Annotated in this window: 25 protein-coding genes; 15 read left to right on the top strand and 10 right to left on the bottom strand. The window is 69.5% G+C overall.

Annotation, left to right across the window (positions count from 1 at the left end; genetic code table 11):
• Nucleotides 1-117 precede the first annotated feature (117 nt).
• From ureG to E3U26_RS01765, 8 genes are read right to left on the bottom strand one after another with little or no spacing between them, the layout of a single operon-like run.
• Nucleotides 118-738 (bottom strand): urease accessory protein UreG, encoded by a 621-nt coding sequence (gene ureG / locus E3U26_RS01800; protein ID WP_114537839.1) that lies wholly within the window; start codon nt 736-738, stop codon nt 118-120.
• A complete protein-coding gene (locus tag E3U26_RS01795; protein WP_449045285.1) occupies nt 735-1379 on the bottom strand; it encodes an urease accessory protein UreF in 645 nt (214 codons plus the stop codon). Before E3U26_RS01795 ends, ureG begins: the two co-directional genes overlap by 4 nt.
• Nucleotides 1354-1857 (bottom strand): urease accessory protein UreE, encoded by a 504-nt coding sequence (locus E3U26_RS01790; RefSeq protein ID WP_499105271.1) that lies wholly within the window; start codon nt 1855-1857, stop codon nt 1354-1356. Before E3U26_RS01790 ends, E3U26_RS01795 begins: the two co-directional genes overlap by 26 nt.
• A gap of 2 nt (nt 1858-1859) precedes the next feature.
• Entirely contained in the window at nt 1860-3551 is a 1692-nt protein-coding gene (gene ureC, locus E3U26_RS01785) for an urease subunit alpha (RefSeq protein WP_499105270.1), read from the bottom strand.
• A 1-nt stretch (nt 3552) separates the two neighbouring features.
• Nucleotides 3553-3858, bottom strand: coding sequence for an urease subunit beta (locus E3U26_RS01780; protein ID WP_036755153.1), 306 nt, complete (start codon nt 3856-3858; stop codon nt 3553-3555).
• Between the two features lies 1 nt (nt 3859).
• The gene (locus E3U26_RS01775; protein ID WP_114537843.1) at nt 3860-4402 is read right to left on the bottom strand and encodes a HupE/UreJ family protein; all 543 of its coding nucleotides are present in this window, start codon (nt 4400-4402) and stop codon (nt 3860-3862) included.
• An 11-nt stretch (nt 4403-4413) separates the two neighbouring features.
• Nucleotides 4414-4716, bottom strand: coding sequence for an urease subunit gamma (locus E3U26_RS01770; protein ID WP_036755147.1), 303 nt, complete (start codon nt 4714-4716; stop codon nt 4414-4416).
• A gap of 8 nt (nt 4717-4724) precedes the next feature.
• The gene (locus tag E3U26_RS01765) at nt 4725-5519 is read right to left on the bottom strand and encodes an urease accessory protein UreD (RefSeq protein WP_036755143.1); all 795 of its coding nucleotides are present in this window, start codon (nt 5517-5519) and stop codon (nt 4725-4727) included.
• Between the two features lie 384 nt (nt 5520-5903).
• Between E3U26_RS01765 and urtA the strand changes: the two genes are divergently transcribed.
• The 8 genes from urtA (at nt 5904) to E3U26_RS01725 (ending at nt 16581) form a co-directional block, all read left to right on the top strand.
• Entirely contained in the window at nt 5904-7190 is a 1287-nt protein-coding gene (urtA, locus tag E3U26_RS01760) for an ABC transporter substrate-binding protein (RefSeq protein ID WP_499105269.1), read from the top strand.
• Nucleotides 7191-7239: 49 nt separating this feature from the next.
• Nucleotides 7240-9150 carry an ABC transporter permease gene (gene urtB, locus E3U26_RS01755; protein WP_499105268.1) on the top strand — a complete coding sequence of 637 codons (1911 nt, stop codon included), beginning with the start codon at nt 7240-7242 and terminating at the stop codon, nt 9148-9150.
• A 1-nt stretch (nt 9151) separates the two neighbouring features.
• Nucleotides 9152-10387 (top strand): ABC transporter permease, encoded by a 1236-nt coding sequence (gene urtC / locus E3U26_RS01750; RefSeq protein WP_499105267.1) that lies wholly within the window; start codon nt 9152-9154, stop codon nt 10385-10387.
• Nucleotides 10384-11124: an urea ABC transporter ATP-binding protein UrtD gene (gene urtD, locus E3U26_RS01745; RefSeq protein ID WP_114537846.1), complete on the top strand. Its 741-nt coding sequence runs from the start codon at nt 10384-10386 to the stop codon at nt 11122-11124. Before urtC ends, urtD begins: the two co-directional genes overlap by 4 nt.
• Before the next feature lie 3 nt (nt 11125-11127).
• Nucleotides 11128-11835, top strand: coding sequence for an ABC transporter ATP-binding protein (gene urtE / locus E3U26_RS01740; RefSeq protein ID WP_499105266.1), 708 nt, complete (start codon nt 11128-11130; stop codon nt 11833-11835).
• 635 nt (nt 11836-12470) lie between these two features.
• Complete coding sequence (locus E3U26_RS01735) at nt 12471-14723, top strand: caspase family protein (protein ID WP_499105265.1); 2253 nt, start codon at nt 12471-12473, stop codon at nt 14721-14723.
• A gap of 185 nt (nt 14724-14908) precedes the next feature.
• Nucleotides 14909-15379 carry a MarR family winged helix-turn-helix transcriptional regulator gene (locus E3U26_RS01730; protein WP_499105264.1) on the top strand — a complete coding sequence of 157 codons (471 nt, stop codon included), beginning with the start codon at nt 14909-14911 and terminating at the stop codon, nt 15377-15379.
• Complete coding sequence (locus tag E3U26_RS01725) at nt 15376-16581, top strand: multidrug effflux MFS transporter (RefSeq protein ID WP_499105263.1); 1206 nt, start codon at nt 15376-15378, stop codon at nt 16579-16581. The genes E3U26_RS01730 and E3U26_RS01725 overlap by 4 nt, the downstream gene beginning before the upstream one ends.
• A gap of 82 nt (nt 16582-16663) precedes the next feature.
• Here E3U26_RS01725 and E3U26_RS01720 read toward each other — a convergent pair whose 3' ends face one another.
• Nucleotides 16664-17374 carry a GntR family transcriptional regulator gene (locus E3U26_RS01720; protein ID WP_072462566.1) on the bottom strand — a complete coding sequence of 237 codons (711 nt, stop codon included), beginning with the start codon at nt 17372-17374 and terminating at the stop codon, nt 16664-16666.
• Nucleotides 17375-17589: 215 nt separating this feature from the next.
• On the opposite strand from E3U26_RS01720, the gene E3U26_RS01715 reads away from it, so the two are divergent.
• Genes E3U26_RS01715 through E3U26_RS01685 form a run of 7 tightly spaced genes read left to right on the top strand, consistent with a single transcriptional unit; the run spans nt 17590 to nt 23737 of the window.
• Complete coding sequence (locus E3U26_RS01715; protein WP_036755121.1) at nt 17590-18777, top strand: ABC transporter substrate-binding protein; 1188 nt, start codon at nt 17590-17592, stop codon at nt 18775-18777.
• A gap of 60 nt (nt 18778-18837) precedes the next feature.
• Complete coding sequence (locus E3U26_RS01710) at nt 18838-19707, top strand: branched-chain amino acid ABC transporter permease (RefSeq protein ID WP_499105261.1); 870 nt, start codon at nt 18838-18840, stop codon at nt 19705-19707.
• A 10-nt stretch (nt 19708-19717) separates the two neighbouring features.
• Entirely contained in the window at nt 19718-20734 is a 1017-nt protein-coding gene (locus E3U26_RS01705; protein WP_499105260.1) for a branched-chain amino acid ABC transporter permease, read from the top strand.
• Nucleotides 20731-21513 carry an ABC transporter ATP-binding protein gene (locus tag E3U26_RS01700; protein ID WP_036755116.1) on the top strand — a complete coding sequence of 261 codons (783 nt, stop codon included), beginning with the start codon at nt 20731-20733 and terminating at the stop codon, nt 21511-21513. The genes E3U26_RS01705 and E3U26_RS01700 overlap by 4 nt, the downstream gene beginning before the upstream one ends.
• Before the next feature lie 4 nt (nt 21514-21517).
• On the top strand, nt 21518-22240 hold the full coding sequence (locus E3U26_RS01695) for an ABC transporter ATP-binding protein (RefSeq protein ID WP_036755114.1): 723 nt from the start codon (nt 21518-21520) through the stop codon (nt 22238-22240).
• Between the two features lie 7 nt (nt 22241-22247).
• On the top strand, nt 22248-22955 hold the full coding sequence (locus tag E3U26_RS01690) for an aspartate/glutamate racemase family protein (protein ID WP_072462565.1): 708 nt from the start codon (nt 22248-22250) through the stop codon (nt 22953-22955).
• A 44-nt stretch (nt 22956-22999) separates the two neighbouring features.
• Entirely contained in the window at nt 23000-23737 is a 738-nt protein-coding gene (locus tag E3U26_RS01685) for an aspartate/glutamate racemase family protein (RefSeq protein WP_214272705.1), read from the top strand.
• Nucleotides 23738-23862: 125 nt separating this feature from the next.
• On the opposite strand, the gene E3U26_RS01680 is transcribed toward E3U26_RS01685, so the two are convergent.
• Nucleotides 23863-25932 (bottom strand): HAD family hydrolase, encoded by a 2070-nt coding sequence (locus E3U26_RS01680; RefSeq protein ID WP_499105257.1) that lies wholly within the window; start codon nt 25930-25932, stop codon nt 23863-23865.
• Between the last annotated feature and the right edge of the window lie 2 nt (nt 25933-25934).

Here is a 25934-nt window from a genome sequence, read left to right as displayed (position 1 = left end):
GCCACCGTGGTCGAGCCGCGCCAGCTGGGCATCGGCCTGAAGGTGACGTTCTGGTGCAAAGGGTGCCCCGGCAGCGACCGGGCCGCCCTGCCCCAGGGTCGCGCTGCGGCAGGCGGGTCAGGCGCCGTCCAGCCCGCCCAGGCGGCGGATCTCGGCCACGACCTCGGCCACGCCCTCGCCGGTGCGCAGGGAGCAGAAGCGCACCGGGCGCGCGCCGCGTTGCCGGGCCGCGTCGCGCGCCATGCGGTCGCGGTCGCAGCCCACCGCCTCGGCGATGTCGATCTTGTTGACGACCAGCAGGTCCGAGCGCGTGACCCCCGGCCCGCCCTTGCGCGGGATGTCGTCGCCCATGCCGCAGTCGATCTGATAGACCGTCAGGTCCGCCAGTTCCGGCGAGAAGGTGGCCGACAGGTTGTCGCCCCCCGACTCGATCAGGATCACGTCGAGGTCGGGAAAGGCCGCCCTCAGCTCTTCGACGGCGGCAAGGTTGATCGAGCAATCCTCGCGGATCGCCGTATGCGGGCAGCCGCCGGTCTCGACGCCGCGGATGCGCTCCAGCGGCAGGGCCTGCACGCGCATCAGGTATTCGGCATCCTCGCGCGTATAGATGTCGTTGGTGATCGCGGCGACGGACAGGTCTTGCGACAGCGCCCGGCAAAGCGCCTCGGTCAGGCGGGTCTTGCCCGCGCCGACCGGGCCGCCGATGCCGATGCGAAGCGGGCCGTTCGGGCTGGTCATGTGCGATAGATCCTTGGTTGCAGCGTTTCGTGGCGGATGGCGGCCAGGTCGCCGCGCAAGGTGCAGCCGCCCAGCTCGTCCAGCGTCGCGACCTCGGCCTCGGCGGCGATCTCGCGGATCAACGGCATCAGGGCGGCCAGCACGCGCTGGCCCTGAGTCGGGCCGATGGGCACGGACTTGACGCAGGCCGTGACCAGGTTCGAGGCAAAGGCCTGCAGGAAGAGCGCCAGCGTTTCGGCAAGCGGCACCCCCGCACGGGCGGCCGCCATGCCGATGGCGACGGGATAGGGGGCGGGTGGCAGCGCGCCCTCGACGGCCGAGAGGGCGCGGGCGAAGCTTGCCCCCTGCTCGGCCGCCTCGCGGCGACGCTCGGCGCAACCGGACAGCGCCAGGGCAAGCTCGGCCACATCCTCGCCCCGCCAGGCATGGGCCAAGAGGATCGCGTCATTGCGGCCCGCGCCGTGGCGCAGGATGTCGGCGATCCAGTCCCGCACCGCGTCCGGCCCGGTCAGCCAGCCATCGCCGATGGCCTGCTCGATGCCGTGCGAATAGGCAAAGCTGCCCACCGGCCAGGCGGGCGACAGCCAGGCAAACAGCCGTTGCAGCGCGGCAAGCTCAGCCATGGGGGTGGGGGTGGCCATGCGCATGCTGGTGCCCGTGCCCGTCCCCATGCCCATACCCATGCCCATGCGAATGGCCCATGACCTGGGCCGGACCATAGGCGCCGCCTTCGGGGATGAAAGGCTGCCGCGCCTCGGTCACGGTCGCGCCCAGGCCCTGCAGCATGGCGCGCAGGACGTGATCGGCGCGGATGACCAGGTGGAAGGGCTCGATCTGGCAGGGGGTGTGGCGGTTGCCGATATGCCAGGCCAGGCGCGGCAGGTCGCCGGTGACGATCAGCACCGGCTCGGCTGCGGCGACGACCTCGACCGGGCCGGAATCGGTCAGCAGCGCATCGCCATGGGCCAGCGCGGTGACTTTCGGCAGATCGACCAGCAGGTCGGCGCCCGAGCGGGTGCGCAGCAATTTGCGGCGCAGGAAGCGGGCATCATAGTCCAGCTCGACCCGGTCGATGGGCCGGGCGGCAAGCGGCGGGTGAAGGACGGCGGTAGCTTTCATCGTCAGAACAGGAAATAGCGTTGCGTCATGGGCAGGCTTTCGGCGGGCTGGCAGGTCAGCAACTCGCCATCCGCGCGCACCTCGTAGGTTTCGGGGTCGACATGGATCTCGGGGGTGGCGTCGTTCAGCACCATCTGCGCCTTGCCGATGCCGCGCGTGCCGCGCACGGCGACCGTGTCCTTGGCCAGCCCCAGATGGCCCAGCTCGGCATCGCGGCTGACGAAGGTCACGGCGCTGCGTTCGACCGAGCGCCCGAAGGCCCCGAACATGGGCCACGAATGCACCGGCTGCGGCGTCGGGATCGAGGCGTTGGGATCGCCCATCTGCGCCATGACCACGGTGCCGCCCAGCAGCACCATCTCGGGCTTGACGCCGAAGAAGGCGGGGTTCCACAGCACCAGGTCGGCGCGCTTGCCCGGCTCGACCGAACCGATCTCATGCGCCAATCCATGCGCGATGGCCGGGTTGATGGTGTATTTCGCGACATAGCGGCGGACGCGGAAATTGTCGGCCGGGCCATCGCCCAGCACGCCCCTTTGCACGCGCATCTTGTGGGCGGTCTGCCAGGTGCGGATCAGCACCTCGCCCACCCGGCCCATGGCCTGGCTGTCGGACGAGATGATCGACATGGCACCGATGTCGTGCAGGATGTCCTCGGCCGCGATGGTCTCGCGCCGGATGCGGGATTCGGCAAAGGCGATGTCTTCCGGGATCGAGCGGTCCAGGTGATGGCAGACCATCAGCATGTCCAGATGCTCTTCCATCGTGTTGACGGTGAAGGGCCGCGTCGGGTTGGTCGAGGACGGGATCACGTTCGCCAGCCCCGCCACCCGGATGATGTCGGGCGCATGGCCGCCGCCCGCGCCCTCGGTATGGAAGGCATGGATGGTGCGGCCGGCGATGGCGGCGACGGTGTCCTCGACAAAGCCGCTTTCGTTCAGCGTGTCGGTGTGGATCATCACCTGCACGTCCATGCGGTCGGCGACGGAAAGGCAGCAGTCGATGGCGGCGGGGGTGGTGCCCCAGTCCTCGTGCAGCTTCATCGCGCAGGCGCCGGCGCGGACCTGTTCCTCCAGCGCGGCGGGCAGCGAGGCGTTGCCCTTGCCCGCAAACGCGAGGTTCATGGGGAAGGCGTCCGCGGCCTGCAGCATCCGGCCGATATGCCAGGGCCCCGGCGTGCAGGTGGTGGCCAGCGTGCCATGCGCCGGGCCGGTGCCGCCGCCCAGCATGGTGGTGATGCCCGAATGCAGCGCATCGTCGATCTGCTGGGGACAGATGAAATGGATATGCGCGTCCATGGCGCCGGCGGTCAGGATGCGGCCTTCGCCGGCGATGATCTCGGTCCCCGGCCCGATCAGCACGGTGACGGCGGGCTGGGTATCGGGGTTGCCGGCCTTGCCGATCACCGCGATGCGCCCGTCCCGCAGGCCCACGTCCGCCTTGTAGATGCCGGTCGCATCCACGATCAGCGCGTTGGTGATGACGGTGTCCATCGCGCCCTCGGCGCGGGATTTCTGCGACTGGCCCATGCCGTCGCGGATGACCTTGCCGCCGCCGAACTTGACCTCCTCGCCATAGGTGGTCAGGTCGCGCTCGACCTCGATGACCAGTTCGGTATCGGCCAGGCGCACGCGGTCGCCGGTGGTGGGGCCATAGATCGCCGCGTAATCGGCGCGGGACAGCGTGGCGGGCATCCTACAGCTCCCCCATGACGGCGGCGCGAAAGCCGAAGACCCGGCGGTCGCCCGCAAAGGGGATCAGGCCCACGTCGCGGGTCTGGCCCGGCTCGAAGCGGATCGCGGTGCCGGCGGCGATGTCGAGACGCATCCCTCGCGCGGCCTCGCGGTCGAAATCCAGCGCCGGGTTGGTTTCGGCGAAATGGTAATGGCTGCCGACCTGCACCGGGCGGTCGCCGGTATTAGCGACGGTCAGGACCAGGCGGGGGCGGCCGGCGTTCAGCACGATCTCGCCCTCGGCGGGGATGATCTCTCCGGGGATCATCTCAGGCCACCGCCAGCGCAAGGCCCGCCGCGGCGGTCGCAGCGCCCAGCCAGCGCGCCAGCGGCAGGCGCCCCAGCGCGATGCCGATGCCGTGCAGGCCCGCCGTCGCCAGCGCAAAGCCCGCGGCATAGGCGGCCAGCCCCTGCGCCGGGCCTTCGATCCCGTGCGCATGGCCGTGCATCATGCCGAAGACCGCGATCACCGGCAGCACCATGGCCAGGCCCGGCCGCAGGGCCAGCGCGATCGCCGCGCCGATGACGATGGAAGAGGCCAGGATCACCGGCTCGACCAGCGGCAGGCCGACCCCCGCCGCACCCAGCGCGCCGCCCGCGACCATCGCCGCCACGAAGGCCAGCGGCAACGCCCAGATCGCGCGTCCGCCGATGCCGGCCGCCCACAGGCCCACAGCCAGCATGGCCAGCAGGTGATCGGCCCCGCCCAGCGGGTGGGACAGCCCCGCCACCAGGGGCGCGCCCCCGCCGTGGCCGGTATGGGCAAGGGCCGCGGTCGGTGCCAGCAGCAGGGCGACAAGAAGCTTTTTCATCGCGAAGTCCTTCAGCGGATGGGATGGTGGACCGTCACCAGCTTGGTGCCGTCGGGAAAGGTGGCCTCGACCTGGATCTCGGGGATCATCTCGGGCACGCCTTCCATGCAATCCTCGGCGCGCAGGATCTCGGCGCCCCAGGACATCAGGTCGGCGACCGAGCGGCCGTCGCGGGCGCCCTCGACCACGGCGTCGGTGATGATGGCGACGGCCTCGGGGTGGTTCAGTCTGACGCCGCGCGCCATACGGTTGCGGGCGACGATGGCGGCCATGGCCACCAGCAGCTTGTCCTTTTCGCGGGGTGTCAGGTTCATCTCTCGCCTCACAATTGCCAGACGCGCGGCGGCGGGCCGGCGCGGAAATGCGCGATGAGCGGCACCAGCGCCGCCCGCAGGGCCTGGGCCGAGGGCGCCAGGAACCGCGCCACCAGCAGGCCCGGCAGCGCGCTGACCCCGGCCTCGGCGCCCTGGGGGATCGCCGCGCGGGCCGCGTCCAGCCCATGCTCGGCCCCCGGCGCGGCAAGGATCATGGTGGCGGCGGCGCGCACCCCCGCCAGGGTGGCGGGCCCCGTGGGCATCCCGTCCAGCCGCATCGCCTCGGCATGGATCAGGCGGTCGCCGCGGCGGATGCGCCAATGGTCGCGCAGATGGAACCGGCGCAGCGTTTCCCCATGCGCCGCGCGCCCGAAGACCACGCTTTCGGCGGCCAGCAGCGTCGCGCCCGGCGCCATCTCCACGGTCAGCCGCCGTTCGAGGGCCGAGCCCTCGAACAGGATCGTCTCCTGCGGCAGCCAGTCGATGCGGGCGCCTTCGTCAAGCGTCAGGAGGTTCGACACCTGTCCTGCCCCGCCGGCACTGCGATAGACGCGCTCGGCCGCCTGCGTCGTCACCGTCAGGCTTTCGCCCCGGCCCGCATGGATGCCAAGCGCCAGCCGGTCGCCGCCGGTGATGCCGCCGGCGGTATTGACCACCACCGCCTCGCAGCGGTTCCGCGGCATCAGGATCTTGAGGCAGCCTTGCTGGTGCAGGCGCCGCAGCCGCCCTTCGGCACGCGACAGCTGCGCCGCGCCGTGGCTGCGCGGCAATGCCTGAACCGAACTGGAGATGTCCAAAGCCATGAGCGGATCCCGATGCGTTGCCCCGACCTCGGCCATGAAACAGGGCGGCGATCAACCGATGGGCAGCCGCCGCCAAGCGGCCGGGACAAAACGCCCGGCAACCTGCCCGGATATTCGCCACGGCGACGGGTTTTTGGGCAATCGCCGAACGCCTGCCGCCCTTTGGCCGCCGGTGCCGGACCTGGGCCGGGAAAACCGACCGCCCCGGCCCTGCTTCGATCCATTTCTGCCCGTTCGGCAAGCGATCGCCCGCGGAACTGGCTGAAACTTCATCACCGCATGTCGCCCGGCGCCGCGCCGCGGCATGGGATTTGGCGCGGTGCCGCCGATGGCCTCTAGTGCCCCTGAACCCGCTGCCAATGACACAGGGAAGGGAAGACAGGGATGAAGAGGATTATCAGCGCAGCCGCCGCACTGGCCGTTTCGACCGGCCTTGCCGGCACCGCGCAGGCACAGGAAGGCGAGCCGATCAAGATCGGCGTGCTGCATTCGTTGTCGGGCACGATGGCGATTTCGGAAACCACGCTGAAGGACACCGTCCTGATGATGGTCGAGCGCCAGAACGCCAAGGGCGGCCTTCTGGGCCGCCCGCTGGAGGCGGTGGTGGTCGATCCCGCCTCGGACTGGCCGCTCTTTGCCGAGAAGGCGCGCGAACTGCTGACCGTGTCCGAGGTGGACGTGATCTTCGGCTGCTGGACCTCGGTCTCGCGCAAGTCCGTCCTGCCGGTGCTCGAGGAACTCAACGGGCTGATGTTCTATCCCGTACAATATGAAGGCGAGGAAAGCTCGAAGAACGTCATCTATACCGGCGCCGCCCCGAACCAGCAGGCGATCCCGGCGGTCGATTACATGACCGAGGAGCTGGGCGTCGAGAAATGGGCGCTGCTCGGGACCGACTACGTCTATCCGCGCACGACGAACAACATCCTCGACGCCTATCTGAAGGGCAAGGGCGTGGCAGAGGGCGACATCTTCGTCAACTACACGCCCTTCGGGCATTCCGACTGGTCCAAGATCGTCGCGGACGTGGTCGCGCTTGGCGCCGACGGCAAGAAGGTCGGCGTGGTCTCGACGATCAACGGCGACGCCAATGTCGGCTTCTACAAGGAGCTGGCCGCGGCGGGCGTCTCGGCCGAGGACATCCCGGTCATCGCCTTCTCGGTCGGCGAGGAAGAGCTTTCGGGGCTGGATACCACGAACCTCGTGGGCCACCTGGCCGCCTGGAACTATTTCCAATCCGCCGACACGCCGGAAAACGCCGCATTCATCGAGGACTGGCACAAGTTCATCGGCGACGACAAGCGCGTGACCAACGACCCGATGGAGGCGACGGTGATCGGCTTCAACGCCTGGGTGGCGGCGGTCGAAAAGGCCGGGACCACGGATGTCGATCCGGTGCTGGACGCCATCGTCGGCGTCGAGGTGCCGAACCTGACCGGCGGCACGGCGACGGTCCTGCCCAACCACCACCTGACCAAGCCGGTGCTGATCGGCGAGATCCGCGAGGACGGGCAGTTCGACATCGTCAGCCAGACCGAGCCGGTGCCGGGCGACGCCTGGACCGACTTCCTGCCCGAATCCGCGGTGCTCGAGGCCGACTGGCAGGACAGGAAATGCGGCATGTTCAACACGCAGACCGACAGCTGCGTGCAGATCCAGTCGAATTACTGACAGATTGCGGGGGCGGTTCCGCCGCCCCCTTCCTTGGACGGGAGCGCCCATGACCTGCCGCCTGATCGCCCTTTTGCTGACGCTGCTTCTGGCCCTGCCTGCCGCCGCCAACCCGGCGCTGGAAGCCGTCGTCGCCGACAACCTCGACCAGATCGAAAAGCCCTCGCGCCGCACGGTCGAGCCGCTGGTCGCCGAAATCGCCGCCACCGGCCCCGAGGGGTTGGCCTTACTGTCGGCCTGGGCGGGCCGCGCGCTTGGCCTGGCCGGCGGGCGGCTGGTGATCGTGAACGGCGACGGCGCCACCGATGCGGTGACGGGACAGCCTGTCGCGGACGCGGAGCCCAGGATGCTGCGGCCCAATTCCGGCGTGCGCGGGGTCATCGAATCGGCGCTGGTCGCGGGCGAGATCGCCAGCCCCGACCGCGCCCGCCGCGCCGCCGCGCTGGCCAGCATCGCCCGCGACGGCACCGCCGCGCATCTGGCCGCCCTGCGCTCGGCCGCGCCCGAGGTCGATCCCGTCCTGGCCGCGCGCCGCGACCGGATCGAAAGGCTGCTGACCATCCGCTTCGATACCGACCCCGCCGCCCGCGTGGCCGCCATCCAGCTGATGGCGGGCGATGTCGGGCTGGATTTCCGCGCCGCGCTGAACCCGCTGCTGGCGACGCGCCGCCTGGCCGCGGCGGAGGAGCCGCAAGCCAATATCGCCCGCGAATTGCGCCCAGGCTCGGATGATTTCCCGCGCGAGGCCGCCGTCGCCCTGCTGACCGCCGAGGGGCTGATCCAGCCGCGCCTGACGCCCGCCGACCAGCGCGCCGCGCTGGCCGCGCATGTCGCCCAGGGCCGCGTGGGCGGCGTTCCCGTCGCAGAACTGTCCGACCCGCAAGCCCGCGACCGCGCCTATGAGGCGCTGGAGGCCGCGGGCGCCGTCCCCCCCGCCGCGACCGAGGCCGAGACCGAGGCGGCGCTGGCCGGCACCCGCTTCTTCGAGGTCTATGCGGAGGCCGACCCCGACGTGACCGACGCTGCCCGCGCCGCGCAAAGGGGCGCGGAATGGCGGTTGGCGGCGATGTCCGGCATCGACCTGGGGCTGGACGCGCTGTCCCTGGCCTCGATCTATTTCCTGGCCGCCATCGGGCTGGCGATCACCTTCGGCGTCATGCGCGTCATCAACATGGCGCATGGCGAATTCATCATGATGGGCGCCTATACCGGCTATGTCACCCAGACCATGATCGCGGATCGCACCCTGTCGCTGGTGGTGGCGCTGCCGCTGGCCTTTGCAGTGACCTTCGCGGCCGGGGTGGCGCTTTACCGGCTGGTGATCCGGCACCTGGCGCATCGCCCGCTGGAGACGCTGCTGGCGACCTTCGGCGTGTCCATCGCGCTGCAACAGCTGGCCAAGAACATCTTCGGCACCCAGGCCCGGCCGCTGACCGCGCCGGCATGGCTGGAGGGGGCGATCACCGTGAACGACGTGATCTCGATCTCCTCGATCCGGGTGGCGATCCTGGTGCTTGCGGTGCTGTTCCTGGGGCTGTTCCTGTTCATCATGAAGCGCACCCGGCTGGGGCTCGAGGTGCGCGCGGTCACGCAAAACCCCGGCATGGCCGCCAGCATGGGCATCAACCCCGACCGCATCGCCATGATGACCTTTGGCCTCGGCTCGGGCATCGCCGGGATCGCGGGGGTGGCCATCGGCCTTTTCGCGCAGGTCACGTCCGAGCTGGGCCAGCAATACATCGTGCAAAGCTTCATGACCGTCGTGGTGGGCGGCGTCGGCAATATCTGGGGCACGCTGGCGGGCGCCGGGCTGATCGGGGTGCTGTCGAAGGTGATCGAATCCTTCAACCCCTCGAACACGCTGGCGGCGCAGACCTTCATGATCCTGTTCATCGTGATCTTCATCCAGTTCCGTCCGCGCGGCATCATCCCGCAGCGCGGCCGTGCGGCGGAGGCCTGACATGACCCGGCAACCCCTGATCCTGCGCAACCCCTCGGTGCTGGTCGTCCTGGCGCTGCTGGCCGTCTTTACCCTGGCCGTCACGCTGCTGAGCCAGGCCTACGGCTCGGGCGTCGTGCCGACCTCGACCGTCAAGATCCTGGGCAAGACGCTGTGCCTGGCGCTGGCCGCCCTGGCGATGGACCTGGTCTGGGGCTATCTGGGCATCCTGTCGCTGGGGCAGATGGCCTTCTTCGCGCTTGGCGGCTACATGATCGGGCAATGGCTGATGTATGCCAGGACCGAGGCCATCGTCGCGGCCGCGATGGCCGGCAACCCGATCCCGCCCACCGCGCAGGAACTGCGCGAGGCCGTCGCCAACCAGATCTTCGGCGTCGTCGGCTCGTCCGAGCTGCCGCTGGCCTGGGCCTTCGCCCACAGCCTGACGGCGCAGCTGGTGCTGGTGGTCGCGGTGCCGGGGCTGCTGGCGCTGGCCTTCGGCTGGCTTGCCTTCCGCTCGCGCGTGAACGGGGTCTACCTGTCCATCCTGACCCAGGCGATGACGCTGGCCCTGGCCTTGTGGCTCTTCCAGAACGACAGCGGCTTTCGCGGCAACAACGGGCTGTCGGGCCTGCAGAACATCCCCGGCCTGGACGGCGTCCCGCAGGCCACGCTGTCGGTCTGGTTCCTCTGGGCCTCGGCCGCGGCGCTGGCGCTTTGCTACGTGCTGGCCGCCTGGCTGGTCAGCGGCAAGTTCGGCAGCGTCATCCGCGCCATCCGCGACGACGAGACGCGGGTGCGCTTCCTCGGCTATCCGGTCGAGGGCTTCAAGCTGGTCGTCTTTACCCTGGCCGCGATGATCACCGCCGTCGCCGGCGCGCTCTATTACCCGCAGGCCGGCATCATCAACCCGGCCGAGCTGATGCCCATCGCCTCGATCTACCTGGCGGTCTGGGTGGCGATCGGCGGGCGCGGCCGGCTTTACGGCGCGATGATCGGCGCCATCGCGGTGTCGCTCATGTCAAGCTGGTTCACCGGCGGCCGCGCGCCCGACCTGCCGCTGCCGGGCTACACGGTCAAATGGGTGGATTGGTGGCAGGTGGCGCTGGGCCTCAGCTTCGTGCTGGTCACGCTGTTTGCGCCCAAGGGCATCGCCGGCATCTTCGACCGGCTGGCGGGCGTGCTGCCGCCGCGCCGGCACGGCCGCGACCTTGGCCCCGGCCAGGGCGCCTTGCAGGAAAAGGAGGCCAAGGCATGAGCGCGCTTCTGGAGGTCGACGGCATCTCGGTCAGCTTCGACGGGTTCCGGGCGATCAACAACCTGTCCTTTGCCATCGGCGCGGCGGAACTGCGCGCGGTGATCGGCCCGAACGGCGCCGGCAAGACCACCTTCATGGACATCGTGACCGGCAAGACCCGACCCGATTCCGGCGATGTCCGTTTCGGCGAGACCTCGCGCTCGCTCTTGCGGATGAACGAGGCGCAGATCGCCCGCGCCGGCATCGGCCGCAAGTTCCAGCGCCCCACCGTCTTCGAGGACCAGAGCGTCGCCGCCAACCTGACCATGGCGCTGAAGGCGGGCCGCGGCCCCTTTGCGGTGCTGTTCTGGAAACCCTCGGCTGCATCGGTGGCGCGGGTCGCGGAACTGGCGGCCGAGGTCGGGCTGGCCGAACACACCGGCCGCAAGGCGGGCGAGCTGAGCCACGGCCAGAAACAATGGCTGGAGATCGGCATGCTCCTGGCGCAAGAGCCGCGGCTGCTGCTGGTGGACGAGCCGGCGGCGGGCATGACCCTGGCCGAGCGCGAGCAGACCACCGCGCTTCTGGTGCGGCTGGCGCGGACCCGCGCCGTGGTGGTGGTGGAACATGACATGGATTTCGTGCGCCGGCTCGACTGCAAGGTGACGGTGCTGCACCAGGGCGCGGTCCTGGCCGAGGGCACGCTGGACCACGTGACCCGCAATCCCGACGTGATCGAAGTCTATCTGGGGCGCTGAGAGATGCTGGAAGCCAGGAACCTGACCCTTCACTATGGCGGCAGCCAGATCCTTCACGGCATCGACATCGACGCCCGGCCCGGCGCGGTGGTCTGCGTGATGGGCAACAACGGCGTGGGCAAGACCTCGCTGCTGAGCCTGCTGGCCGGGCGGCATCCGCGTTCGGGCGGCACGATCCGCCTGGACGGGCGCGAGCTGGGCCGCGTCAGCGCGCAGCAGATGGCGCGGATGGGCGTGGGCTACGTCCCGCAGGGCCGGGCGATCTTCCCGATGCTGACCGTGCGCGAGAACATGGAGACCGGCTTCGCCTGCCTGCCCCGCGCCGAGCGCCGCATCCCCGACGAGATCTTCGACAGCTTCCCGGTGCTGGCCGAGATGGCGCATCGGCGCGGCGGCGACCTTTCGGGCGGCCAGCAGCAGCAGCTGGCCATCGCCCGCGCGCTGATCACCCGGCCGCGCCTTTTGCTGCTGGACGAGCCGACCGAGGGCATCCAGCCCAACATCATCGCCCAGATCGGCCGGGTGATCGCCGCGCTGCGCGACCGCGGCGACATGGCCATCGTGCTGGTCGAGCAGTATTTCGACTTCGCCTGGGATCTGGGCGACGACTTCCTGGTGCTGGAGCGCGGCCGGGCGGTGGCGCAGGGCCCCAAGCCGCGGCTGCGGCGCGAGGATCTGCACGCGCGGCTGGCCGGCCACGCGGCCGCCTGACGGGTCCAGGGTCGCCCGGCCTGTCCATGCGGCGCCATGGGACGGGGTTCGCGGCGACATGCCGGCCCGGTTTTGCAAAGGCGCTCCGGTCCTCTCGCATCAACGCCGGCCGTCCTGTGCAAGACATGCGGTTTCGGGACGCGACAGTCAGGCCGGACCCACCGGCACGGCGTTCCGGCCGGCCGGGAAAGGCGTCGGGACGAGCAGGAATTTCTGGCTGGATTGCGCGATTTGGACTATCATCGTCCCATTGCAACGGGGGCGGCAAAGATGCGTATCCTGGCCCTAACTCTCTCGACAGCAGCAATCGCGCTCGTTTCCGGCTGTGAGGAGGTTCCCACTTCCTCCGCAACCGGCCAGCAGGCGCAGCCGGCCGTTTCCTCGGCCGGGTCAACGGGCGGAACCGGCGGCGGCCGGGCAAATGAATCCGGCGGCGGTGGCTCGAGCGGCGGCAACAGCGGCGGCTCGAGCGGCGGCAACAGCGGCGGCTCGAGCGGCGGAACCGGCGGCGGTGGCTCGGGCGGCGGAACCGGCAGCGACTCGGATGACGGAGCCGGCGGCGATGACGGCGGAGGGGGCTGGGGCTAGCGATGTCGGCCGGGCGACCAGCTAGGTCTCTGCTGCTGGCTGCGGCGATGTCGCTGGGCCTGACCACCCTGGCCGGGGCCGAAGGCGCCCGCATCGCGCTGGTCGTCGGCAACGGGGACTATCAGCGCGCGCCCTCGCTGGACAATGCCGTGCGCGACGCCCGCGACATCGCCGACATGCTGCGCGGCTTCGGCTTTACCGTGCAGGAATCCCACGACCTCGACCGGACGGGCTTCGAATCCTTCCTGCGCACGGCCTTGCTGAACATTCCCGAGGGATCGGAGCTGGTCTTCTTCTATGCCGGCCATGGCATCCAGATCGGGCGGCGCAACTATCTGCTGCCGACCGACGTGGCCTTCGAAAGCATCTACGACCTGCCGGTGCAGTCCATCACCCTGGACCGGGTGGTCGAGCTGCTGTCGGCCCGCGGCTCGACCCATGTCGCCATGATCGACGCCTGTCGGGAAAACCCCTTTCCGAACCTGCGCCTGGCGGCCAATCTTGATGCGACGCTGTTCGAGACCAAATCCGGCTTCGAGGTCTTCTCGACCCCGATCAATTCGCTGGTCGCCTTTTCGACCTCGCCCGGACAGGTGGCCTATGACGGCGAGGCGGGCGGGAACGGGCCCTATGCCCAGGCCATCCTGGACGCGGCCGGGCAATATTCGGATGAAAACATCCTGACCATGCTGGCCGACGTGCGCCAGCGCGTCTATCAATCGACCAGCGGCCGGCAGGTGCCCTGGGAAAGCTCGACCCTGGTGCAGCCCTTCTACCTGGTCCAGGGCGGGACCGCCGCCGCCCCGCCGTCCGCGGATTCCGCCGTCTCGCAGCCCAACCGCAGCGCCGCGCCCGCGCGGGAACAGGCGGTCGACCTGACCCTGCCCTTCGCGCGCGAACTGCCGCTGGGCGAGCGGCTGGCCGAAGGGATCGGCGGCCCTCTGGGCGATGTCTCGGTGATCGAGGCGCCGCAGCATGGACAGATCGACCTTGCCGGCGGGGCCCCGACCTATCGCCCGCACCTGGCCGAGACCCCGATGGCCGGCAGGACCGAGCATGTCGTCCGGGACCGCTTCACCCTTGGCATCGGCGGCGCCGAGCCCGGCGTGCTGACGGTCTCGGTCCAGATGCCCGCCCTGGCCTGCGACGTGCAGGCGGGCGATGCGCTGGACCTTCAGGGCGTGGGCCTTTACCGGCTGCCGAACCAGATCGAGCCCCGGCGCGCGCTGGCCGATTGCATGCAGGCCGTGGCCGAAAACCCCGGCGTCCCGCGGCTGCTCTACCAGCTGGGCCGCGCGCAGCAGGCGTCGGGCGACCTGAAAGCGGCCTATGACAGCTTTCGCGCCGCCGCCGCGGCCGGCCATGTCCGCGCCGGCCATGCCGCCGCCATGCTGCTGCTGAGCCCGCGCGTGGACCGCGCCGCGGTGCCGATCCCGCTGGACGAGGCGCAGGGCAACGCGCTGCTGGACCAGGCCATCGCCAGCGGCGATCCCTTTGCCATGCACAGCCGCGGCCTGCGCCTGCTGCGCAACGGCCCCGCCGAAGCCGACCGCCAGCGCGGCTTCGAACTGCTGGAGCGCGCCGTAGAGCTTGGCCATACCTATTCCATGAACGAGCTGGGCGCCTATTTCCTGGACCCCGACAGCCGCTGGTTCCGGCCCGAGCGCGGGCTGACCTATCTGCGCGCCTCGGCCGAGCGCAAGGACATCTACGGCTATAACAACCTGGGGCTGGTGGCGCTGCGCGGTCATGGCGACGTGAAGCCCGATCCCGCCGCCGCCCGCGACTGGTTCGAGCGCGCAGCCCAGGGCGGGCATCCCTTTGCGCCCGCGAACCTGGGCCGGATGATCATGCGCGGCCAGTTGGGCAAGCCCGATCCGCGCGCGGCGCTGCGCTGGTATGACATGGGGCTGGCGCGGGGCGACGGCTGGAGCGGGGCCAACGGCGCCGGCATCATCCTGGGGGGCGACGCCCGGCCGCTGGGCCCGGCCGATGCCGCCCTGCGCGCCGCCAAGGCGCTGCACCTGCCCTCTGCCGAGGCGGCCGCCCGCGCGCGCGAACTGCTGGAGGGGGTGGCCGCCGCCGACCTGGACCGGGCGACGCAGATGATCCTGAACGAGCTGGGCGAAGCGGTCGCCGTGGACGGGCGGGCCGGGCCCGCCACCATCGCGGCATTGGCGCGGGCAGGCAGCCGCGCGGGGCTGGAAGCCTTGCCGCCCGGCGCCGGCCCGCGGGAGCGGCTGCTGATGGCAGCCCGCGCCTGGTGGACGCAGAACCCGCCCCGCGTCGATCTGTTCTGAGGCGACCGGGACGGGCAAGCACCCCGCCCCGCCGGTCCTGGCTTTTCTGCCGGTGCGCTGCGTCCGCCTGCCCCCAGGCCCAGCCGACGGCTGCCCCGTCAGCGCATAGCTCGTTTGCAATCTCATGCGTTGCGGCGAATTGGTTTGGATGCCATCTATTTCTGCATCACAGCAGGATCTCCCCGATGTCCGAAGACGACGAGCAGGGCCGGCCGCCCCGACTGGGCAGGCTGATCGGCCTGGCGAGCCGCCGCTGGCGGCAAGCCATCGACCACAGGCTGCAGGGCTGCAAAGTCACCGATGCCGGCCTGGCGCCGCTGGTCCAGCTGGCCCGCGCAGGCGAGCCGGTCCGGCAAAAGGAACTGGCCGCCGCGCTGTCGCTGGACAGCTCGTCCCTGGTCCGCATCCTCGCCCGGCTCGAGGCCGACGGGCTGGTGCGCAGCGAACCGGACCCGCGGGACGGCCGCGCCAAGGCCCTGAGCCTGACCCCGGCCGGAGAGGCTTTGGGCCGCCGCGCCCTTGCCGTCTCGCGCGAGCTGGAGGCCGAGGTGCTGGCCGGCATCGACGAGGACCGGATCGCCGCCGCCCGCGACGTCCTGCAACGCATCCTTGACCGGCTGGCGCCGGAACGAACCGACAAAGGCAACGCCCCATGACCATGGCCACCTGTCACGAGCCGCAAGGCTGGCGAACCGCCCCGGCGCCCGCGCCGCTGTGGCTGCTGGCCATGCTTACCCTGGGCGGCACCATGGCGATCCATATCTTCGTGCCGGCGCTGCCGATGGTGGCCGCGGCCTTTGGCACCACCGCCGGCGCGGCACAGATGACGCTCAGCGCCTATGTCGTCGGTCTGGCGCTGGCGCAGGTCGTCTACGGGCCGATAGCCGACTGTTTCGGGCGCCGCCCGGTGCTGATCGCGGGCATGGTGATCTATGCCCTTGCCGGGGCGACGGCATTCCTGGCCCCGACCATCGAGATGCTGATCGTCGCGCGCTTCTTCGAGGCGATCGGCGGCGGCTCGGGCCTGGTCCTGGGCCGGGCGATGCTGCGCGACGGCCATTCGCACGAAGAGGCGGCAAGGAAGCTGTCGCTCATGAACCTGATGGTCATGGTCGGGCCGGGCCTTTCGCCGCTGGTCGGCGCGCTTCTGGCCGAGGCGACCGGCTGGCGCTCGATCTTCCTGGTCCTCTGTGCGCTGGGGCTGGTAAACCTGCTGCTGGTCTGGCGCCGCCTGCCGCATGGCCCCGACCTGCACGGCCGGGATCTGGGCCGGGTGATGCGCAGCTATGCCGGGCTTCTGGGCTCGCGCCGCTTCCTGGGCTATGCCATCGGCGGCGGCTTCGCCACGACGGCGATCTATGCCTATCTGGGCGCCGCCCCCTTCATCTTCGTCGACCAGCTGCACCGCCCGGCCAGCGAGGTCGCCTTCTACCTGGCCTTCAACGTACTGGGCGTATGGTTCGGCAGCCTTGCCGCCAGCCGGCTGGCGGGCCGCATTCGCATGGGGCGCCTGATGGTGGCGGGCAACCTGATCAGCTGCCTGGGGGCCGTGCTGTTCCTGCTGGCGGTCCTGAGCGGCACGCTGAGCGTGGCCCTGGCGATCCTGCCGATGCTGGTGCTGAGCTTCGGCGCCGGGCTCGCCTCGCCCATGGCGCTGTCCGAGGCGCTGAGCCTCGACCCGGCCGCCTCCGGCTCGGCCTCGGGACTTTACGGCTTCATCCAGATGGTGATCGGCGCGGCCTGCGCCGCGCTGAGCGGCATCGGCGGCAATCCGGCCCTGGCCGCGGCGCTGGTGCTGACGGCGGCGGGCATCCTGGCGCAGCTGTCGTTCCACATCGCGCATCGCAGCCGGGCCTGACGCGGCGATCCCGGACCGAGCCGGCGGCGGCCGGCCCGCGCGGCCTTGCCGGGGGCTGGCTCAGGACGTGCTCAGGACGTGCTCAGGACGTGCCCTGGCGCTTCAGGATCGACACGAGGTCAAGCGCGTTCGTGGCACGGCCGGACAGGTCCAGGTCGCGCTTGATCTGGGCCAGATGCTCTTGCATCAGGCGCGCGCCTTCCTCGGCATCGCGCCGGCGGATCGCATCGACGATCCGGGAATGATCGTGGTCGCGGCAATCGGTCATGTCCTGCGCGCCGAAAATCCCGATGATCAGCGAGGTGCGCGTGATCAGCTCGCGCATCATCCGCAGCATCACCGAATTCCCTGCCACCTGCGCCAGAAGGCCGTGGAACTGGCCCGACAGGCGGATGGCGTCGCGGCGCCTGCCGATGTGATGGGCCTCGTGCTCGCGCTCGATATGGGCGGCGAGCATGGCGATTTCGGCATCGGTCGCGCGCTGCACCGCAAGGCGGGTGATCGAGGGTTCCAGCATTAGCCGCGCCTCGAAGACCTCATGCGCCTGTTCCGCGGTCGGGCTGGCGACGAAGGCCCCGCGATTGGCCTGCAGATCGACGATCTGGCGGCTGGCCAGCAGCAGCAGCGCCCGGCGGATCCGCATCCGCCCGACGCCGAACGCGTCGCACAGGGCCGATTCGGAAAGCTTGGTGCCGGGGGGCAGGCGCTGTTCTATGACTGCTTCGAAAATATGCTCGACGATGTCTTCTTCACCAATCTCGGTGCTTTCGTCCTGTGCTGCTGCGAACTCCATCGACAGTCAATTCCCCGGCAATGCCCTTCTGTTCCCCCGAAAATAGGGTCTAACCCAGGCTACAACAAGAATCCGACGTGATCCAGATTGTTAACATAATTGTTGACATATCTGTTAACGGGTTCACGATGGGCCTTGTCGAAAATCGCAAAAGCACCCGCGCGGCGGCCTGGAGCAGCTGCCCGGACAGTCAACAGACAGGGAGAACTGAACTCATGCTGCGTCGTAGCTTTCTGAAATCCACCGCATTGGCCGCCGTCGCCACCCTGGCGCTGATCCCGGCGGCCCATGCCGAGAATGCCAAGCTGAAGATCGGCTTCGTGGGCGTGACCTCGGGCCCGGCGGCCGCCTGGGGCATTTCCAACCAGCGCTCGATGGAGGCCCGCGCGGCCTGGCTGAACGAACTGGGCGGGGTGCAGATCGGCGACACGACCTATGACGTGCAGATCGTCGCCTTCGACGACCAGAAGGATCCCAAGCGCGCCATCGCCGGGATGGAAAAGATGGCGCAGGACGGCGTGCATTACGTCGTCGGCCCGAATGTCGACGACGGCGCGGCCGCCGTCCGCCCGGTCGCCGAGCAGAAGGGGATCATCTATTTCCCCTATGCCTTCCCCAAGACGCTCTATGTCGCCCCCGCCTCGAACGCCATCCTGGGCATGGTCGCGAACTATCAGTCCGGCCCGGCGATCTACAAATACCTGATGGAGAACAAGGGCGTGAAGAAGGTGGCCTTCGTCGCCGCCAATGAATCCGACCCGCTGAGCCAGCGCGATTCCGGCATCGAGGCGGCCAAGGCGCTGGGGCTCGAGGTGGTGTCGGACAAAGTGACCTACCAGGTGGACACCACCGACTTCACCCCGGTCCTGCTGCCGGTGCTGCAGGCGCAGCCCGACCTGCTGGTGCTGTCGGGCGTGTCGCCCGCCAACGCGCCGCAGCTGATCCGTTCGGCGCGCGAACTGGGCTACGAGGGGCTGATCTCGACCGAGACCGCGCAGGATGCCAGCGTGCTGGCCGAGGGCGCGGGCGACCTGGCCGAGGGCTTCATCTCGGTCGGCGGCGCCTCGACCGAGGAGCTGGCCTCGGACGCGATGCGCGAATTCGTGGAGCGCTATACCAAGATGTTCGGCGAATATAACGACGAGTCGAACACCAAGGTCTATGCGCTGGAATACATCATCGAGACGCTGAAGGCGAACCCCGCCGCGATCAGCGACGTCGAGGAGTTCAAGAAGACCATCGACACCTTCGAGGCGCCCAACCCCTTCATGGTCGGCGATGCCAAGCTGCGCTATGTCGGCGAAAGTTCCTTCGGACAGAAGCGGCAGCTTTCGGTGCCGCTGGTCGTGAACGAATACCGCGGCGGCAAGTTCGAGACCCTGTTCGTGGCCGAGGTCGACTGACGCCGCATCGCGTCGGGGGCCTTGCGACCGCATGGCCCCGGTTTCACACACGAGGACGGGATGGAACAGATCATCGCAAACGGCCTGTATCTGGGTGCGCAATACGCCCTGATCGCCCTGGGCCTGACACTTATCTTTTCACTGATGAACGTGCTGAACTTCGCGCATGGGCAGATGTATGTCCTGGGCGGCTTCGTCTGCTACACCGTCGTGGCGCAGCTGGGGATGCCGTTCATCGTCGGGCTGGTCGCCTCGGCCCTGGTGCTGGCGGTGCTGGGCGGGCTGATCGAGCGGTTCCTGTTCCGCCCCGTCATCCGCCGCTCCAAGCGCGACGAATCCACCATGCTGCTGGCGGCGGGGATCGCCTTCTTCCTGGACGCGGTGATCCTGCTGCTGTTCGGCGAAAAGCAGCGCGGCGTGCCCAAGGTGGTCAACGGGGTCTTCAACTGGGACTTCCGCATCATCATACCCTATGACCGCATCCTGATCGGGATGCTGGCCATCGGCCTGATCGTCGCCTTCATCCTGTTCATGCAATATTCCAAGGCCGGCCGCGCCATGCGGGCCCTGGCGCAGGACCGGGTGGCGGCGCAGCTGATGGGCGTCGACGTGGACCGCTATTCCATGATCGGCTTTGCCATGGGCGCGATGCTGGCCGGGCTGGTCGGGGCGCTGCTGGTCACGATCACCGGCGTCAACCTGGGCATGGGCGGCCCCACCTCGATCAAGGCCTTCCTGATGATCATGATCGGCGGCGCCGGGGTGATCTCGGGCGCCATCGCCGGGGGGTTCATCCTGGGGATGATGGAAAGCGTCGGCCTGTCGGTCTTGTCCTCCTATGGCGACGTGACCTATCTGGTGATCTTCGCCACCCTGATGATCTTCCTTGCCATCCGGCCGCAGGGCCTGATGGGCAAACCCTGGGGCTGAGGCGATGACGATGCAAAACCAACCGCACGCCGCGCCCTTGGCGGCCGGCAAGGGGCTGACGATGCCCAAGATGCTGGGCGTGGCCGCCTTCCTGGCCTTCGTCTTCGCAGCCGTGCCCATGTTCATCGCGGCGACCGGCCGCTGGGACTTCTACTATACGCTGACCTCGGTGGCGCTGCTGTCCATCGGGGCGGCGGGGGTCTGGCTGACCTTCTATATCGGGCGGATCAACATCGGACAGGGGGCCTATGCGCTGGCCGGCGGCTATGTCTCGGCCGTGCTGATCACGCAGGCGGGCGTCAGCTTCTGGCTGACCCTGCCGCTGGCGGGGCTGTTCTGCGCGCTGATCTCGGTGCTGATCGGCCTGCCGATCCTGCGGCTGCGCGGCGTCTATTTCGCCATGGTCACGCTGGTGCTGACCGAGGTGGCGCGGCTGACCGCGCTGGCCCTGCCGGTGACGAACGGGGCCAAGGGCATCACCTCGATCCCGCTGCCGGGGGGCGTCTCGGCCTTCGGCATCACCCTGATCCCCGATTTCGCCACGCTGCAGAACCCGCGCCAGGCGTTCTATTTCGCCGCCATCGGCCTGATGATCCTGGTCTACGTGATCCTGTGGCGGATCGTGAACTCGCGCCTGGGCCACCTGTGCCGCAGCCTGCAGCAGAACGAAGAGCTTTCGGCCTCCATCGGCGTCAACACAGCATGGCTGCGGATCATGGCCTATGCCATCTCCAGCTTCTTCGGGGGTGTCGCGGGGGCGATGTTCGTGTCGATCTCGCAATCCATCTATCCCTCGTCCTTCGTGGTGCAGGACAGCGTGAACTTCATGCTCTACTGCTTCCTCGGCGGCCTGGGCTATGTCTTCGGCCCGATGCTGGGCACGCTGCTGCTGTATTTCGGCTGGGATCTGCTGTCGGTGGCCGGGAAATACCAGCTGCTGATCTATTCGGGGGCGATGATCACGCTGATGCTGGTGCTGCCGAACGGCGTGCTGAGCCTGTTTGACCGGAAGGAGGGCGGCAAATGAGCCCGATCCTGGAAATCCGCAACGTCACCAAGAAATTCGGCGGGCTGACGGCGAACAACGACATCAGCTTCGACGTCGCACCCGGCGAGATCCTGTCGGTGATCGGGCCGAACGGCGCCGGGAAATCGACGCTGTTCAAGCAGATCGCCGGTTTCGAGAAGCCGACCACCGGCGAGGTCCGCTTCAAGGGCGAACGCATCTCGGGGCTGGCGCCGCACAGGGTGGCGCGGCTGGGCGTGGTGCGCACCTTTCAGGAAACCACCATCTTCCGGTCGATGACCGTGCGCGAGAACGTCATCGTCTCGCATCACCTGCGCTCGCGCGCCAGCCTGCTGGGCTATTTCCTGGGCACCGCCACCGCCCGCGCGGACGAGGCGGAATTCGCCCGCTCGGCCGACGAGATCATCGACTTCCTGGGCCTGGGCGCCATCCGCGACGAGCTGGCCTCGAACCTGCCGCAGGGGCATCTGCGGGCGCTTGGCATGGCCATCGGCCTGGCCACGCAGCCGCAGGTCATCCTGCTGGACGAACCCTTCGCCGGCATGAACCACGACGAAACCATGCGCATGGTCGCCCTGGTCCGCAGGCTGCGCGACGAACGCGGCGTGACCGTGCTGCTGGTCGAACACGACATGCCCGCGGTGATGAAGATCTCGGACCGGATCGTCTGCATCAACTTCGGCGAGAAGATCGCCGAGGGCAGCCCCGCCGAGATTCAGGCCAACCCCCGCGTCATCGAAGCCTATCTCGGCTCGGAAGACGCGGCCATCGGGATGTAAGCGCATGACCAGGATGCTCAGCTTCGACAATGTCGAGCTTTACTACGACCATGTCTATGCGCTGAAAGGCGTGTCCATCGAACTGAACGAGGGCGAGACCGTGGCGCTGATCGGCGCGAACGGGGCCGGCAAGTCCTCGATCCTGCGGGCGATCACCGGCCTGCGCAAGATCAAGTCCGGCCAGATCACCTACATGGGCGAGCGGCTGGACGGCACCTCCGCCCCCGAGGTCGTCAGGAAGGGCATCGCCATGGTCCCCGAGGGACGGCGCGTCTTTCCGCTGATGAGCGTCAAGGACAACCTGCTGATGGGGGCCTTCACCCGCAGCGACAAGCCCGGCATCGAACAGACGCTGGAAAGCATCCTGACGCGGTTTCCCCGCCTGCGCGAACGCTTCAACCAGCAGGCCAGCACGCTTTCGGGCGGAGAGCAGCAGATGATGGTGATCGGCCGCGCGCTGATGGCCAAGCCCAGGCTGTTGCTGCTGGACGAGCCCTCGCTGGGGATCGCGCCCAAGCTGGTGCAGGACATCGCCCGCGCCATCGTCGCCATCAGCCGCGACGAGGGGGTGTCGGTCCTGCTGGTCGAGCAGAACAGCCGCATGGCGCTGTCCATCTCGAACCGGGCCTATGCGCTGTCCCTGGGACAGGTCGTCCTGTCGGGCAATTCGCGCGAGCTGCTGAACGACCCGCGCGTCAAGGCCGCCTATCTGGGCGGGGATGTCTGAGGAAAACATGCGCATTCTGGTTCTGAACCCCAATACCACCGCTTCGATGACCGAAAAGATCGCCGCCGCCGCCCGGCGCGCGGCCTCGCCCGGAACCGAGATCGTGGCGGCCAACCCCGCCCGCGGCCCGGCCTCCATCGAGGGTTTCTATGACGAGGCGATGAGCCTGTCGGGCCTGTTGCAGGTGATCCGCGAGACCCCCGATGTCGATGCCGTGGTGATCGCCTGTTTCGACGACACCGGCCTCGATGCGGCGCGCTGCCTGACCGACATTCCCGTGGTCGGCATCGGCGAGGCCGCCTATCACATGGCCTCGCTGATCTCGAACAGGTTCTCGGTGGTCACGACGCTGGCGCGCTCGGTCCCGGCGCTGGAACACAACCTGCACCGCTATGGCCTGTGGTCGCGATGCGGGCGGGTGCGCTCGTCCGAGGTCGCCGTGCTGGAGCTGGAAGAGCCGGGCAGCAACGCCAGCGCCCGCATCGGCCGCGAGATCGCCCGCGCCATCGCCGACGACCGGGCCGAGGCCATCGTGCTGGGCTGCGCCGGGATGACCGACCTGACCGAGCGGCTGGCCGCCGAACATGGCGTCCCCGTGCTGGACGGGGTCAGCTGTGCCGTGACCCTGTGCGAGGCGATGGTGCGGCTGAAGCTGCGGACGTCCCGCCTGGGCGGCTATGCCCCGGTGCCGCAACACAAGCTGGCCCCGGCCTGACCCTGGCGCGCCCCGCGCATCCTGATCCCACGGAGGTAAGACAGATGAAACACCGCACCCATCCGGTTTTGGCCGCGCTGATGCTGACCCTGGCGACCGCCCCCCAGGCGCTGGCGGAAACGCCCGCCATCGTGCTGATCAACCCCAATTCCAATGCCGAGGCGACCAGAAGCATGGCCGATCTGGCCCGCGGCGTCGCCGGCGACCGCGCCACCATCGTCGAGCGGACGAATGCAGGCGTTCCCGCGCTGCTGACCACGCCTGAGGACATGGCGAATGCCGCCAGGGGCGTCGCCGCCATCGGGCAGGAGGTTGCAGCCGAGCCCGGCGTCGCCGCGGTCATCGTGGCCGCCTTCAGCGATCCGGGCCTGCCGGAGCTGCGCCAGGCCGTGACCGGGATCGGTGTCTTCGGCATCGGCGAAGAGGCGTTCCACGAGGCGGCGCGGGATGGCCGGCCTTTCTCCATCGTGACCATCACCCCCGACGAGGGGCTGCTCGAATCCTTCCGCCTGCGGGCCGAGGAGCTGGGCTATGCCGACCAATACCGGGGCGTCACGGTGACGGAGGGGGATCCGAACGAGCTGGTCAAGGATGCCGATGCGCTGGACGCCGCGCTGGCGGATGCGGTCGAACGGGCCATCGCGGAAAAGGGCGCGGCGGCGATCATCATGGGCGGCGGCCCGCTGTCGGCCCCCGCGATGCGCATCCAGGACAAGTTCCAGGTTCCGCTGGTCGTGGCGGTGGCGGCGGCGACAAGGGCCGCCCTGGCCGGGATCGACTAGGACCGTCGCCGGCCGCGGCCGGGTGATCCGCACGGCAAGCCGGCCGCGGCCTGGCGCGCCCGTGATGCCGGCCAAGGCGGATCGCCGTCGCGGCAAGCCTGCGGAACGGCCGGGCCTGGCGCCGCTCAGGCGCCGGCGGGCCTGCGGGTCATGCCGAGCGCCCGCCGATGCCGCATCGAGCGGACGAGGACCGCGATGGTCGTGCCGTTATGCAAGAGCGCCGTGGTCGCGGGCGCAAGCAGGCCCGTCGTCGCCCCGGCCAGGATCGCCGAGTTCACCCCCACCGCGACGCGGAAGTTCGAGCGGATCAGCGCCATGGTGTCCTGCGCGATCTCCAGCACGTCGGCCAAGGCGTCCAGCCGGTCCTCGACCAGCAGCACGTCGGCGGTTGCCCGCGCGATGTCGGCTGCGCGCGGCATGGCAAGGCCCACATCGGCCACCATCAGCGCCGGCCCGTCGTTCACCCCGTCGCCGACATAGGCGACCTTGGCGCCCTGCGCCTTGAGCGCGGCGATCAGGCTGGCCTTGTCCTCGGGCTGCTGTTCGTAATGCACCTCGTCCATGCCCAGCACGCGGCCGAAGGCCAGCGCCTTTTCGCGCGCGTCGCCGGTGATCATCACCATGCGCCGGATGCCCATCGCCCGCAGCCGCGCCAGCACCGGCGCCGCCTCGTCCCGCAGCCGGTCGCGCAGGGCGAACATCGCCAGCGGGCGGTCGTCCTGCGCGGCATAGAGCATCGACTTGCCCTCGGCCTTCAGCGCCTCGACCCGCGCGCGTTCGGCGGCGAAGGAGACATGCTCGTCGTCTTCCAGGAAATGCCGGCTGCCGAAGCGGATCACGTTGCCGCCGATCCTGCCCTCGACGCCGTGGCCGACGATGAAGTTCACCTCTTCATGCGCGACATGGGCCAGATGCCGGGCCTGCGCCAGTTCCACCACCGCGCGGGCGATGGGATGGGCGGTGTGTTCCCCCAGCGAGGCGACCATGGCCACGGCCCGCTCTTCGTCCACGCCCCTGGCCAGCGGCACGATGTCGGTGACTTGCAGCGTATTGTGGGTCAGCGTCCCTGTCTTGTCGAAGACCAGCGTATCGACGCCCGCCAGCGCCTCCAGCGCCTGGCCGGACTTGATCAGGCAGCCCTGTTTCGCGGCGCGATACATCGCGCTCTTGATGGCGATGGGGGTGCCCAGCTTCACGGTGCAGGAATAATCGACCATGAAGACCGATTCCATCCGCCGCCAGTCGCGCGTCGCGGCAAAGACCCCGGCGGCCGAGGCCAGCGTGATGCCGATGCGCTTGTCGGCAAGCTGCTCGGACACGGTCTCGATCTCGGCCGGGCGTTCCAGCGCCTCCTGGATATAGCGGGTGATGCGGCCGGTGGTGGTGGCGTCGCCCACCCGGTCGGCGCGGATCACCAGCCGGCCGTCGGTGACGATGCTGCCCGACAGCGCCACCTCGCCCGGCATCCGCGACAGGGGCAGGCTTTCGCCCGTCACCGCCGACTGGTCGACATAGCCCGCACCCGCCAGCACCAGCCCGTCGACGGGCACGGTCTCGCCCATGCCGACCACGACGCTTTCGCCGCCCTGCAGGCTGTCGAAGGGGACGCGGACGGTCTGGCCGCCGCGCTCGACCCAGACGTCGTCGGGGCGGCGGTGCAGCAGCGTGCGCAACAGCTCGTCCGAGCGCTGCTCGGTGCCCGCCTCGATGTAATTCGCCAGCTCCATCAGGAAGCGGGTGAAGTTCGCCGTGCCGTATTCGCCGCGCAGCGCCGGCAGGCCCATGGCGATGGCGTCCAGCACCTCGACCTTCAGCCCCTCGGTCAGCGCCGCCCCGGCGCCGGTCAGGACCGGCCGGGCGACATTCGCCCAGGTGGCCAGCGCGGCCAGGGGGCGCGGCAGGGCGAAGGCCCCGGCGACCGAGCCAGCCGCCAGCGCCAGGTCCAGCCCGTCCGCCCCCTCGGGCGGCACGAAGCCCTCGGCAGGGGCGGGCGGGTTGGCGGCGGTGGCGAGGATGCGCGCGCGCAGGCCGGGGCGGCCGTCATGAAGGACCACGACCGAGCCGCCCCGCCGGTTCACCCGCAGCCCGGTCACGCCCGGCAGGGCGCGGATCGCCGCCCCCGCCCGCGCGATCAGCGCGGCATCGGCCGGCAGCCGCAGGCGCAGGCGGCCGGGCAGTTCATGGGCGATCCGCATGG

The sequence above is a fragment of the Paracoccus ferrooxidans genome (assembly GCF_029909815.1).
Classification (GTDB): domain Bacteria; phylum Pseudomonadota; class Alphaproteobacteria; order Rhodobacterales; family Rhodobacteraceae; genus Paracoccus; species Paracoccus versutus.
The sequence above is the reverse complement of the archived record's forward strand: the minus strand, read 5'-3'. Positions and strand labels throughout refer to the sequence as shown.